The organism is Fodinibius salicampi (assembly GCF_039545095.1).
GTDB classification, from domain to species: domain Bacteria; phylum Bacteroidota; class Rhodothermia; order Balneolales; family Balneolaceae; genus Fodinibius; species Fodinibius salicampi.
In genome coordinates this window covers 185,516-199,029 of sequence record NZ_BAABRS010000003.1, presented here as the reverse complement: position 1 = coordinate 199,029, position 13,514 = coordinate 185,516, and the positions used below count along the sequence as shown (strand labels likewise).

Here is a 13,514-nt window from a genome sequence, read left to right as displayed (position 1 = left end):
ATGGATAGTTTTACCGAAAGGTTTAAAGATTTTATTGATCCGCTAAGTACGGCACAGCGTACTATGTTTGCGGGTTTAGCTTTAGCTATTTTGCTTATAATAGGGGGACTCTTTTATTGGTCCCTGCGACCAAGCTATACCCTGCTTTTCGGTTCTCTTGAAAACGAAACCGCCCAGGAAATTATTCAGGAACTGGATGAGCGCGGGATAAATTATCGTCTTGAAAATGGCGGCCGTTCGGTATATGTCGAAGGGAATCGTGTGGATCAATTGCGTATCCAACTGGCGCCTATAGGAGCACCAAAGTCGGATATGAAGGGATATGAGTTATTTGATTCAAATTCTCTGGGTATGACCGACTATATGCAGCAACTAAATAACAGGAGAGCCCTTGAGGGAGAATTATCGCGTTCAGTCAATAGCTTAAGGCAGGTAGAATCTTCAAGAATTCATTTGGTATTACCAGAGCGGTCTCCTTTTGAACAAACCTCAGTATCAGCTTCGGCCTCGGTATTATTGGTACTGCAACGTGGAGAAGAACTTGATAAAAAACACGTGCAGGGAATTACATCACTAATTGCCGGGAGTGTGGAGGGACTTGACTCTGAGGATGTGACGGTAATTGATCAGGCCGGTAATCGATTAACGGATGGAAATGAAGGCGAGGCAGGTTTTGCATCCGGAGACATGCAGCTAAGGCTCGAGCAGAAGACTGAAAAATATTTGACAGAGCAGGGGCAGTCAATGTTGGATCGGGTGCTTGGGCCCGGAAACAGTATCGTCAGGGTCTCGGTGGAGCAGAATTTCGACAGTTTAGTACGGGAATCTAATGAGGTTGATCCGGAAAGCAGAACCCTGATCTCCGAGGAACAAAGCGAAGAAACCCACACACAGGAAGGGTTGGACATGGTTCCCATTGATGAATTTACACCAGTAGGAGATCGTGGCCAAACAGCAGTGACATCTACTACGGAAGATGCAGTGACTTCACGTACCCGAAATTATGAGGTGACTGAAATAAAAGAAGTTTATAAAAAAGCAGAAGGTAATATAAGTAATATTAGCGCCTCGGTGCTACTCAATCAAAAGCAAGTATTGCAAGAGAATGAGGAAGGGGAGGAAGTATGGGTGAATGAACCCTATTCGGAAGAGGAACTTCAGGAATTCCGGGAAGTTCTGGGATCGGCTCTGGGCGTTCAGCCGGACCGTGGAGATCAAATTACAATTAAACAGGTTGACTTTTGGGATCCGACAGATATGGGTCCCCGTGGAAATATAATGGAGGAACCGTGGCCATGGAGTCGAATATTTAGATGGGGATTAATTTTAGCAACGCTGGCAGCCGTTATTGCACTCCTCAACAGCCTGCGCAAACAGGCCGGTCGGGACGAGCAGGGAATGTTGCTAGATACTCCCTTTGGTGAAAATAAACAGGTCTATATGAGCAGCGGCGGACAGGATAATTTAGACGGTATGAGCAAAGAGGAATTCCAGCAGTTTATTGAAGATCAGGATGAGGAAAAGCCGGCTCTGGAAGAGAAGAAATACGATCTGGAAGAAATTGTAACCTTGGTTGAGTTAAAACCTTCTAAGGCGGCCAGAGTTGTACGGGCAATGTTAGTTTCGAATGATGAAGACGAAGATAAATAATGAAAGATACTCCTAAAGTTATTGAAAAGGCAGGTCAGCTTTCTGGTGAACAGAAGGCTGCCATATTTGTAATGAATATTGGGTCGAAAGCAGCGGGTAAGATGATGGAGCATCTCAAGCCGAAGGAGGTAGAGGCTATTACGTTGGCTATTGCCAATATGCAAAATATTAAACCTCATGTAGTGGATGCCGTAATGAATGACTATTACCGCATTATGTCTAATGATGCATTTGTATTGGAAGGAGGCGCGGATTATGCAAATGAGTTGTTGGATGTGCTCGGAGATAATATAGATAAAGATAAAGTCCGGCAAAAGCTCAGGGCTAGCTCGGAATCTACTGCCTTTGATGAGTTTCAGGAAAGTAAAATGACCCAGATCACCAATTTTTTGGAGAAAGAACATCCCCAGGTAGCGGCGCTTATTTTTTCACAGCTGGAAGAGAAGAAAACCGCCGAAATATTAAGTCACCTGGATGAAAATTTAAGGGGAGAAATTATATACCGTCTTTCGTCTATGGAGAAGATATCTACAGAAGTAATTAAAGAGATAGAAGAGGTCATAAAAGAGCAGATGGGTGGTATGTATACAGTTGGAGATCGCCTTAAAAGTGGAACTTCTGCGGTGGCTCAAATCCTTAATGAAGCTGAAATATCGGTTGAGCGCCATATTTTGGGCATTATCCAAGAACGAGATCCCCAAATGGCAGATGAGATCAAGCAGCAAATGTTCCTTTTCGAGGATATTATTCACTTCAATGATCGCACTGTTCAAACCATTATCAACGAGATGGAAAAAAGTGATCTTGTTATGGGACTCAAGGGTGTGGATGATAAGGTAAAAAATAAGTTTATGGAAAATATGTCGGAACGAGCGGCTGGCATGTTGCAGGAAGACATGGATGCGCTGGGGCCTGTTCCGCTGAAAGACGTAAAAGAAGCTCAGCAGCGTATTATAAGAAATATTAAACAACTCGAAGAAGATGGACAGATTACCACGCGTAAGATGTCGGAAGAAGAGATTGTAGAATAAGTATTTATGGAAGACCAAAAAATACTTAACAACGAACAAGTTAAATGGTATGAGGATGATGATACCAGGCTTGACTATCAAGTAGCTTTTGAAGGTCCGGGCCATACTCGTAACCAAGAGAAGAAGAGGCAAGATAAAGCGTCTAAAGAAAAGAAGGTCGATATAAAGGCACTGCTCCGTGAACGGGATACAAAATGGAAAAAACGTTTGCAGGATGCCAGGAAAGCGGCATATGCCAAAGGATTTGAAGAAGGAAAGGAAGATGGACTACAGCAGGCACGCAAAGAAATTGACCAGAAGATAGAAGGGTTGGAAGATATGATGGACCAGGCCCACCAGGAATGGAAGCAAAGACAGGAAGCCATAAATCCAGGATTGCTTGATCTGGTTTTTGAGCTAGTTGAAACTATTGTGGGTCTTCCTGTCGGAAATCCTCAGATACGGGAGAATCTCGATGATGAGTTATCCGTCCTCCTTCATGAAACGAGCAAGGAAGTGAAGCCGGTAATATGGATTTGTAACGAGGATTATGAGTATGTGGAAGGCCTGGTAGAAAAATATGCGCCGGAGTTGACAGTCAGGATTCGTTCACATGATGAGTATAATCCCGGGGAATTTGCTTTTGAGACCGATAAGGAAACGGTAGTCTATAATTATAAGGAAATGCTCAACGATTTCCGGGAAAATGTATCGGTGCCTTCATGGAAGTAAGTACTCCACCCAGCATATCGACCCATATCGATGAAATACGACAGAAAATGGATCACTATGAGAAAAAAAGCAAGCGATATGGAAAAGTATCTTCCATTGTAGGTACGATTATTCAGTGTACAGGATTACATGCCAGCGTGGGCGAAGTCTATGGTATCGAAACAATTATGGGAAGTACGATCGCAGCCGAAGTTGTGGGACTTAAGGAGGGGCGGGCTCTTTTAATGCCTTATGATCGTATTAAGGGAATGCAGGCGGGATGTAAGGTAGAATATCTTGGACAATCATTAACAGTGTCTGTTGGAGAGGAAATGCTGGGACGCGTGATAGATGCTGATGGGGATCCTATCGATAAAAAAGGGGCCATATTATGCAGCGACCAACAACCTGTCCATAACGATCCTCCTTCTCCTATGGACCGCCAGTCAATTGATGAGGTAATGTACACCGGCATTCGGGCGATTGACGCTCTTAATACCATTGGAAAAGGGCAGCGTATTGGATTATTTGCCGGATCGGGAGTTGGGAAAAGTGTGCTGCTGGCAATGATTGCCCGACATTCTGATGCGGATATTAATGTTATTGCCCTTATCGGTGAGCGGGGCCGGGAGGTACAGGAATTTCTGGATGATACGCTTGATGATGAGCTTATGCAGCGTTCAATTGTAGTGGCAGAAACCTCCGATAAGTCAGCAATGAGTCGGATAAAAGCCGCCTACACGGCTACAGCTGTTGCAGAATATTTCCGTGACAGAGGAAAAAATGTCCTTTTAATGATGGATTCCGTTACGCGGGTAGCGATGGCTCAAAGAGAAGTGGGACTGGCTTCAGGAGAACCTCCTACCACCAAGGGTTATACGCCGAGCGTATTTTCGATGCTGCCTGAATTTTTGGAAAGGGTAGGCAAAACGGAAGAGGGAAGTATAACAGGAATTTATACCGTGCTCGTTGATAATGATGACATGAATGAGCCTATAGCTGATGCCGTTCGATCCATTTTAGATGGCCATATTGTTCTTTCAAGGCGATTAGCCCATAAAAATCACTATCCCGCTATTGATGTTCCCGAAAGTATATCCCGGGTTATGCCGAATGTGGTAACACCCGAACAACGTAAATTAGCGGGAGAAGTACGGGATCTGATTGCCACCTATAGAGAGGCCGAAAACTTAATCAATATCGGAGCCTATGTAGAAGGCTCAAACCCTAAAATTGATAAAGCCATAGAAAAGCGACCGGATTTGGAATCATTTTTGATACAAGATATACATGAGGCAGATTTCGGGGGCGATATCTGGAAGTCACTGAAAAAGATTATCAAATAAAGATGTGTAGAATGCTATGAAATTTAATTTTTCTCTTGAATCGGTTTTAAGGGTACGTGAGCACGAAGAAAAGGTTCAGAAACAGAAGCTAGCCAAAAAGATATCTGAGAAAAAACAGCTCAGTGAGCAGAGGCTACGGCTTGAAGAAAAACTGAAGGGCCATCTTGATGAGGAAGGCAGTGAAGAATTTAAGAGTCTGCACAATCTTAAAAGGCACAGAGAATATATACACCAGGTACACCAAAAGATGGAAAAGCTTAATGGAAGTCTGGAAATTGTTGAGAATGCAGTAGATCAGGAGCGTGATAAACTGGCTGCGGTCCATAAGGAGCGGCATATAATGGAAAAGGTAAAGGAAGAGGAGCGGGAAGAGTTTTTAGAAAAAGTATCCCGTTATCAGCAGAAAGTTATGGATGAAATCGCGACCCAAAGTTTTAGTCGATAAGAAGCAATGAATATAAAGAAGCTGTTAAAAATAATAGGATTTATTATAGGGCCATTAATCCCTCTGGCTATCGTCATCTATTTCCTGTTTCCTTATATCAATGAAGAAAAATATGAACAGGTGGCTGAGAGTAATCAGAACCTCGGAATAGCTGCCGAGAACATTGATGTAGCTCCGGTTGGAGCAGATTTTGAAACCCTTAAAAAGCAGGCAGCAAAATTTTATGAGGATAACCAAGAGATGAAAAAAGTTTTGGATTCACTTCGTACAGTGAATGATTCTCTGGAAAATGAACTGGTAATAAAGATCGAAGAAATAGAGAAGCTGACCGCAGCTCCAGCAGAAGGAGAAGGTTCTGAGGAAGCGGAAACCCTTGCGAATGCTTCGGATGAAAATAATGAAGAGTTCAAAGAAAATATTAAAAGCTTTTTGAGTCTTGATGATGAAAATCTGGCGCCAATTATTAATGAAATGAGTGATGAGCAGCTGGTCCGGTTGTACAGGGGCGGAAGTTCTTTGCAGCGGAGGAAGTTGCTGCGATCACTTGAATCCAAGCGTGCTGCTAAATTAATGACGGAGGTAATGTAATGATAGGAAAGATTATATCTAACGCCGGAAAGGATGAGAAGGCGGCACTGTTAAAGAATAGCTCTGATAGTAATAATGGAGAAGGAGAAAAAATTTCTTCCGAAAAGCTTTTTCAATCGTTGTTAAATTCCTTGAAAGGAAAAGGAGACGACGAGACGAAGCAGGATGTATTAGCTAGCCTGATACCTGAAGAGAGTACTGGATCTGTAGATAAGGATAATGGAGAAGAAAAGAATGAGCTTTTGCCAAATGTATTGATGGGCAATATTTCCAATGAATTGTCAGGCAGTAATTCAGAGAATGAAAACCTAAAAAAAGAAATGAAACAGCTGTTTCAACAGCTGAAACAAAGCGAACAGGGTCCTGTTTCGAAGTTGCAAAACATTGAAGATGTGGGAACTGAAAGTAAAGAAGTAGTAAGCGATGGAAGTAATCACATCCAGCAGTCTGAATCTGAAAAAGAAGCTCTCAATGACCAACTAATGTCTCCCCTAAAAGGGAATATCTCAGGCGATAATGGCAATGGTGAGAGTTTAGTAGATCAGTTATCGAAAACAGAGATCACTGCATTAAAACAGGCGTTATCGTCAGATCGGGCTCAAACAGTAGCCGCTAATTTATCTCAGGTATTATCGGATGAGAGTTTGAATGATGAAGATTTGATAACCCGGCTGAAAAGAGTACTAAATAAATTGGGCCAAGAAGGGCAGTCCCGTTTATCATTGTCCGGTGAAGCCGATAGTGACGTCTCAAATGCTGGGGTGTCTAAAAAAGAAGAGGCTGCCATCAGCGGAAAAAGCGGAGATAAAGTATCCAATTTCAATGAGTCTGCAAAGGAAATTAAAGGACAGGAAAAGACTATTGAAGAGAATAAGCCTGCCGAGCAAAAGGAAGATCCTGTGGTGAATAACAGGGATAATGAAAAGGAAATACGTTCTACCGATAGGGGTGTTGATTCTTTTTCCGGAAAGGAAAATAAAGAAGGAGTTTCACAGAGTCGGCCAGAACAGATAGCGAGCAGGGGTAAAAGTAGAATGGAGCGTTTCTCCTCCTCTGAAGGGGAAGCTGTACCAGATCGGGAAGCAACCTCAAAAGGAATGAGAATTTCAGAGAAGCAGAGAGAAATTATAGATGATTTATCCCTGAAAAGCACTTCCGCAGGAGCCTCCGAAAAGGGATTGGAAATGAAAAGTGCACTGGTGGATAAAGACCGGCAGAAAGAAAATAGCAATGCGGAAAATCGTTTTTTAAGTCTGACGGAAAGAGCAGAAGGCAGAGGAAATACATTTTCGGGTCGCGTACCCTTTTCAGGCATAAGAAATCCGGGTGAATCTTCTCAACCAAATACAGCAGGTAGTTCAAATGGGAGTGTTGGTCAGGAAGATGCGACATTTCTTATGGATGGAGAAGATATAATATGGAAGGAGCACACAGCTGACTCTGTCGAAAGTGACGATGATAAAGAAACGATTCAGCAAAACGCTTCTTCAGCAGCATTTAAATTGGGTCAGGTTCCAATAGCCAATGGTTCTCTAAAGAAAAGGATTTTACCGGCATTAACTCAGAATGTATTGAAAGCCGCTTCGGAAGCGAAAAAGAATCCTGAAAATTGGCAAAAGCATAATTTCGTGCTGGATGATGGAAAGAAACTTCAGCTTTCCGTTCGGGAAGCTAAAGGCGTGCTACAGGTAAAGCTGGGAGCAATGAATCTGGATCTGAGTAAACTTCTGCAACAGAATCTGCAACAGATTCGGGAGCATTTGAAGCAGGAGTTCGGTTCGCAGATAGACCTCCAGTTTGAACAAAACGGACAGGAAGATACCGCCTCGCAATTCTCAGATAGCCCTTCAGCCTCTCACAACAGGAAGGGAGGTCGGGCTGGAGTTGGGGGCAGTGAGGTCGGATCTGGGGAGACAGGAAAAGCAAACTTTAAAGCTGTCCGAAACTTCGGATATAATCAAATGGAATGGACAGCATAATTAACAAGGAGTAAAGATTATGGATATAGGAGCAATAAGTGCTCAGGCACAAGCACAAGCAAATAGTACTAAAGTTGAAGATGGTAACAGTTTTGGAAAGGATAAGTTTCTACAACTATTAGTGGCTCAAATGAAGAATCAGGATCCTATTAATCCGATGGACGGTAAGGAGTTTGCATCCCAGCTAGCCGAGTTTAATTCAGTGGAGCAGCTGATTGGGGTTAATGACGGCTTATCTTCATTGCAAGACAGCCAGGAAATGATGCGAACGGAAATGAGCAATTCCATGGCTGCTTCCCTGACGGGCAAGCATGTCCGAGCCTTGAGTAACAGGATTACGCTGGAAGATGGCGGAGATGTAAACATCCAGTATGAGCTGAATAATACAGCCGAAGAGATGGATATTATAGTAAAGGATGCCTCTGGAAGTGAAGTGAGAAGGGAATCATTTACAGGTGTAGGAAAAGGAGAAAACAGCTGGACTTGGGACGGTAAAAATAATGATGGTGTTTCTTTGCCCGACGGAGAATATACGGTCGAAGTGGACGCTTCTAACGGGGAGAAGGCTGTGGATTACAGGATGTTTACAGAGGGAACAGCCAATAGAGTTCGTTTTACCGGCAATGGCGTTATGCTATCTATTGATGGAGTAGAAGTGCCTATAGGAGATGTGGAAACGGTCGGCAACAGTCTTTAAGAACTTAAATAAAAATGTACGATTATCAATTTAATAAATCAGACAGCAAGAAAATTACGTTGTCTTCATTCAATAAATAAAGGAGTAGATTATGTCTTTAATAAAATCTTTGAATTCCGGGGTAAGTGGTTTGAAAAGTTTTCAAACCAAAATGGATACGATCGGTAATAATATAGCTAACGTAGATACCACTGGTTTTAAATCCTCCCGGGTATCTTTTTCAGAATTAATGAACGAAAATATCGGAGGAAATAGTGGCGGCGAGTCCGCTCCTTCTTTAAGCAACCAAGTTGGACTTGGAGTCCGTGTTGCCTCTGTAGACCGTGACTTTAGTCAAGGTACTATTGAAAATACTGGCAAAACCACAGATTTGGCTATTGAGGGGGATGGTTTTTTTGTGGTCAATAACGGAAACCAAAATTTAATGACACGGGCTGGGAACTTTACCTTCAATAAAAATGGTAACCTTGTGGACCAGTCGGGGAACTATGTGCAGGGATATAACGCCAATGATTCAGGAAATATATTAGGCGGTGGTACCACTGAAAATGTGCGTATCGATTTTGAAAATGCCTTACCTCCCCAGCAAACTGATGAAGTTAATCTTGCCGGGAATTTAAATGCTAATACCAGTACCACCCAAATTGTCCAGGCACAAAGCGCTTTTACCGATAGTAGCGGTAATATAGCTGCTGGAACAACAGATATAAATGATTTAAGCCAAACTACGTCAGATCTGGAAGTCGGTGATGTTATTGAAGTTACCTATACACAGAATGATGGTACGGCCGGAGCTACTGCAGACTTTGAATATGGGACGGATGGTACAACCCTTGATGATATGGTTGCAGCCCTAAATACAGATTTGGGAGCGCAAGGAGATCTGGCACTGGTAGATGGTATGTTACAGCTGAAATCTGGCTCGCTGGGTGATAGCGAACTGAATATCGATTCTACAAATGTTATAGATAATGCCGGTGATGCTGATGCCGTGAACTTTCCGGGTTTTCAGGTTACTCAGGAAGGCGAAACCAATACGCAAACCATGAGTACTACGGTATACGATGACCTTGGGAAAGGGCATTCCCTTTTAATTGACTTTACTCAGGTTGCAGAGAATGAATGGGAATACGAAGCGGAATTTGCCGATGGCGAAACTATCAGTAGTGGATCGACCGGTACCGTAACTTTTGATGAAATGGGACAGGTAACCTCAGGCGGAAATTTCAATATGGAATTTGAGCCCGGTAACGGAGCAGGTACAACGAATTTTGATGTAGAACTGGGAGATTCTTCTCAGGGTACTACCTTCACGCAATATTCGGGAGCAAATACGGCTAAGGTTGTAAGCCAGGATGGTTACAGTCAGGGTTCCCTGGTAGATATCAGTATTGATGGAGACGGCCGTTTACAGGGCGTATATGACAATGGTCAGAATAAGGATCTGGCACAGCTAGCGCTTGGAAACGTCCAAAACGAAGACGGATTAGAAATGGTGGGAGGGGGACTCTTCAGAGCAACCTCCGCTGCCGGAGAAGTTTTTATCGATTCAGCAGATAATCTTTCTGACAGCAGTATTAATTCAGGAGCTCTTGAGGGATCGAATGTTGATCTTGCCCAGGAGTTTACTGAAATGATTACTTCTCAGAGAGCATATCAGTCAAGTGCGAGAGTCATCAGTACATCTGATGAGATGCTTACCGAAGCAGTAAATTTGAAACGATAAGATAGCGCAAGCTGATTTCTAAGTCGCTAAAGGCTAACTAAAACGCTTCGTTCTTATATATGAGTGCAGGTCGCCATATATAAGTGCGAGGCGTTTTCTATTTCTTGCCTCCGGGAGAACATACCAGATAGCCTATAATTAAACTTTACATATAAGCTACCAACGGAATAGATAACTAGTGTAAGGTGTAGCCGATATAATAGTGGATGAATTCAGTCAACTTAACACCAGGAAAAGGATGGATTGTAAAAAATATTAAACAGGTTAAGTTTTTGCTTTCAAAGTCGATAAGAATCACATGTTAGACAGGTCAACAAATATTGGATTGTTTTCAGGCTTTTCGTTAATCATTCTGGCTATTGTACTTCAGGGCAGTATTGGTGCATTTGCAAGTGGCTCCTCTTTTGTTATTGTCGCAGGTGGAGTAATAGCCGCAACCATGGTTAACTATAGCTTTGAGGATATTAAAGGTAGCTTTATTACCATACGTAGAATGATGGGAGCGAAATCGGTGGATCTTCGCACCGATATGGAATTGATGCGTATGTTTGCACGAAGGGTACGTATGGAAGGATTGTTGATACTGGATGAGGAAATCAAGCATGTAAAGGATGATTTCCTAAAGAATGGACTCCAGCTGGCGGTAGACGGATTCCAAAAAGAAAGTTTGAATAATATTTTAAAGGATGAGATCCAGAGTAAAAAACGACAGCTGACTATTTCAGTTAAGGTACTGGATTCCATGTCGGAATATGCGCCCGCTTTCGGAATGATCGGGACGGTTATCGGTATGATCCTGATGCTTCAAAATATATCAGACCCGGAATCTTTGGGGGCAGGTTTGTCTGTGGCGTTGATTACTACTTTGTATGGGACCATACTTGCGAACATGTTATTGGGACCTCTTGCCGGGAAGTTGGAATATTTAAGTAAGATGGATCTTAACCGAAAGGAGATGTTTCGCGTGGGAATCCTTTCGATGATTGAAGGAGAAAATCCGAGAATTATGGAGAAGAAGATGCTCATTCATGTTGACCCGAAACACCGGGCAGAATATCTGAAATACCATGAAGAGCTGCCGATAAGAAATGACCGGGATCAGAAGATTTACCAACAATGGATTGAATTTCAAAATGCAGAATGGCAGAAATTGAACGAAAGTCTGGAAATGGAAACTGGTTAGTAACCTACAGCGATCTGGTTACTCTTTTACTGGTGTTTTTTGTATTGCTGTATGTCTTGACCCCTGGCATAGATGTATCGACCTTTAACGACTTTATTTCTCATTTCCAGTCATCGACCAGCGTCGTTTTTGAAAATGATGAGGCAAGTAAGCAGTCGAATAATGATACACTGCGAGAAGAATGGAATGAGATAAAACAATTTCTGGAAGAAGAAGGATTATCGTCTGAGGTTGATATTGAAAAGACCAAGGACGGAGTAAAAGTAACCTTGCGTGATTCTTTAACTTTTGACAGTGGTTCGGCTACCCTTTTACCAAGAGCAAAGGTTGTTTTAAAAGAAATTGCCAGTGTTTTTGATGATGAGGTACGGGATGTCAAGGTCCAGGGGCATACTGATAATGTTCCTATATCAAATAGAACCGGTTATCGGTCAAACTGGCACTTGGGTGCGGCCCGTGCAGTATCTGTTGTATTATTTATCCGGAATAATTCCACGGTACATCCACGAAGATTTGAGGCTAGTAGTTTCGGAGAGTACAAACCGGTTGCTACAAACGAAACTCCGCAAGGTCGCCGTCAAAACCGACGGGTCGAAATATATGTACGGTATAAAGACAATAACATGAATATAATTGAAGCTTTAAATAGCATTAATACTGACACGGTAAGTGTACAAGGATGAATTCGTTAAAAGTTTAAAAAACTGAGTTATGGCTGATAGTACGATAGAACAAGGATCCGGCAGTAAAAAAAGGAGCAGATTCAAAGCGTTAAAATTTCAACACTTAGGAAAATATTTCCTGTTTGTTCTACTGTTAGTGATACAGTCTTTTGTTGCCTATACGATTATTGAAAGAAATTACGAGTCAATTTATAGTTATACTACCAGCTTTTTTCCCACAGAATCGGGTAAATATGAGTTGGAACAGATCATTGTAAATCCTGCCGATACAAATGGTCAGCGGTATCTTTTGGTTGAATTATCCCTTGAATTGGTTGATAAGGAGGATGAACAGCTTATTGAGGTGAATATATCCAAGATCAGAAATAATTTGATTGAGTATTTGTCGTCTCGTTCCGTATCACAGTTAGAGGGGATAGAAAAAAAAGAAAATCTTCGGTTCGAGCTGGTCAGCATAATAAATAGTACAATTGAGAGGCGTTCGGTACGCAATTTGTATTACTCTAAGTATGTAATGCAATGATGATTAAGAACAACCGAACGGAACGAAGTATATGGAATCTAAGCGGCGCGAGCAGAAGCTTGGAAAAGTAAAATATGTAGAATCTTACGATTTCAGGCATCCGAAACTTTTTAGTAAGGAGATCATGCGAAATCTTCGCTCTCTCCACGATATGTTTGCACGGAGCTTGAGCCGGGTTTTTAGCAGTGCACTGCGTCATAAGGTAGATGTAAGTCTCCAAAAGATTGATCAGCTCTCAACTAGTGAGTTCATCAACCGGATTAAAAGTCCCAGTGTAATTTATTTGCTTTCTATTGAGGAGTTCAGTGGAAATGTAATCATGGTGATGCCTCCGGGTTTTTGTATCCATCTGGTAGAGCGACAAAGTGGTGGATACGGAGGGGATCTCACCGAAGTACGGACCATGACAACTATAGAGGAAAAAATTATTTCTCGTATTGTTAGAGGCATTAACCGGGAAATTATTATTGCCTGGGAGCCCTATATGGATTTCAACATCTCTTCTTCTACTTATGAGAGTAAGCCTGAAAATATACATTTGGCTTCGGTTGATCCTACTATTGTTGTTGAGCTTTTGATTGATCTGGGGGACAAACAGGTCAGTATTCAAATTTCCTACCCGTATAGCATGCTCAAGCAGGCAATGAATAATTCCGTTCTAAAAAAAGGCAAAAAAACTGAGACGGAAGACTTGTCTGAGGAAGCATTTGAATCATATAAGCGTACCCTCAGTGATGCCAGTGTGCATATCAGGCCATTGCTGGGAACTACAAAACTTTCGATTAAGAATATCCTGGACCTTGAGGAAGGAGATGTTATTCCGCTTAAACAGCGCACTGATCATCCTCTAGAGGTTAAAGTTAATAATGTGCATAAAATGTCGGGTTATCCCGGAGTGGTACGGGGAAGGCGAGCGGTTAAAATTTTTGAAATGGTTGAAGAAATTAACGAACAAGAGGTCATATAAACTGAA

At 42.2% G+C, this 13,514-nt stretch carries 13 protein-coding genes; all 13 read left to right on the top strand.

Translation table 11 applies throughout. The features are described 5' to 3' along the window. Positions 1-1,650 carry a flagellar basal-body MS-ring/collar protein FliF gene (gene fliF / locus ABEB05_RS12025; RefSeq protein WP_265790444.1) on the top strand — a complete coding sequence of 550 codons (1,650 nt, stop codon included), beginning with the start codon at positions 1-3 and terminating at the stop codon, positions 1,648-1,650. Continuing rightward, the gene (fliG, locus tag ABEB05_RS12020) at positions 1,650-2,681 is read left to right on the top strand and encodes a flagellar motor switch protein FliG (protein ID WP_265790443.1); all 1,032 of its coding nucleotides are present in this window, start codon (positions 1,650-1,652) and stop codon (positions 2,679-2,681) included. Before fliF ends, fliG begins: the two co-directional genes overlap by 1 nt. Positions 2,682-2,687: 6 nt before the next feature. After that, positions 2,688-3,392: a FliH/SctL family protein gene (locus ABEB05_RS12015; RefSeq protein WP_265790441.1), complete on the top strand. Its 705-nt coding sequence runs from the start codon at positions 2,688-2,690 to the stop codon at positions 3,390-3,392. Continuing rightward, positions 3,383-4,717: a FliI/YscN family ATPase gene (locus ABEB05_RS12010; RefSeq protein ID WP_265790439.1), complete on the top strand. Its 1,335-nt coding sequence runs from the start codon at positions 3,383-3,385 to the stop codon at positions 4,715-4,717. Before ABEB05_RS12015 ends, ABEB05_RS12010 begins: the two co-directional genes overlap by 10 nt. 16 nt (positions 4,718-4,733) lie before the next feature. Next, on the top strand, positions 4,734-5,162 hold the full coding sequence (gene fliJ, locus ABEB05_RS12005) for a flagellar export protein FliJ (protein ID WP_265790438.1): 429 nt from the start codon (positions 4,734-4,736) through the stop codon (positions 5,160-5,162). Between the two features lie 6 nt (positions 5,163-5,168). Then, positions 5,169-5,750 carry a hypothetical protein gene (locus ABEB05_RS12000; RefSeq protein ID WP_265790437.1) on the top strand — a complete coding sequence of 194 codons (582 nt, stop codon included), beginning with the start codon at positions 5,169-5,171 and terminating at the stop codon, positions 5,748-5,750. Beyond that, a complete protein-coding gene (locus ABEB05_RS11995) occupies positions 5,750-7,729 on the top strand; it encodes a hypothetical protein (RefSeq protein ID WP_265790435.1) in 1,980 nt (659 codons plus the stop codon). Before ABEB05_RS12000 ends, ABEB05_RS11995 begins: the two co-directional genes overlap by 1 nt. 19 nt (positions 7,730-7,748) lie before the next feature. After that, positions 7,749-8,426 carry a flagellar hook assembly protein FlgD gene (locus tag ABEB05_RS11990; RefSeq protein WP_265790433.1) on the top strand — a complete coding sequence of 226 codons (678 nt, stop codon included), beginning with the start codon at positions 7,749-7,751 and terminating at the stop codon, positions 8,424-8,426. Positions 8,427-8,517: 91 nt separating this feature from the next. Next, on the top strand, positions 8,518-10,152 hold the full coding sequence (gene flgF / locus ABEB05_RS11985) for a flagellar basal-body rod protein FlgF (protein WP_265790431.1): 1,635 nt from the start codon (positions 8,518-8,520) through the stop codon (positions 10,150-10,152). Between the two features lie 298 nt (positions 10,153-10,450). Then, positions 10,451-11,335: a motility protein A gene (locus ABEB05_RS11980; protein ID WP_265790429.1), complete on the top strand. Its 885-nt coding sequence runs from the start codon at positions 10,451-10,453 to the stop codon at positions 11,333-11,335. Beyond that, positions 11,293-12,018: an OmpA/MotB family protein gene (locus ABEB05_RS11975; protein ID WP_265790427.1), complete on the top strand. Its 726-nt coding sequence runs from the start codon at positions 11,293-11,295 to the stop codon at positions 12,016-12,018. Before ABEB05_RS11980 ends, ABEB05_RS11975 begins: the two co-directional genes overlap by 43 nt. Before the next feature lie 28 nt (positions 12,019-12,046). After that, complete coding sequence (locus tag ABEB05_RS11970) at positions 12,047-12,541, top strand: flagellar basal body-associated FliL family protein (RefSeq protein ID WP_265790426.1); 495 nt, start codon at positions 12,047-12,049, stop codon at positions 12,539-12,541. Positions 12,542-12,572: 31 nt separating this feature from the next. Next, positions 12,573-13,508 (top strand): flagellar motor switch protein FliM, encoded by a 936-nt coding sequence (locus ABEB05_RS11965; protein WP_265790425.1) that lies wholly within the window; start codon positions 12,573-12,575, stop codon positions 13,506-13,508. Positions 13,509-13,514: the final 6 nt, after the last annotated feature.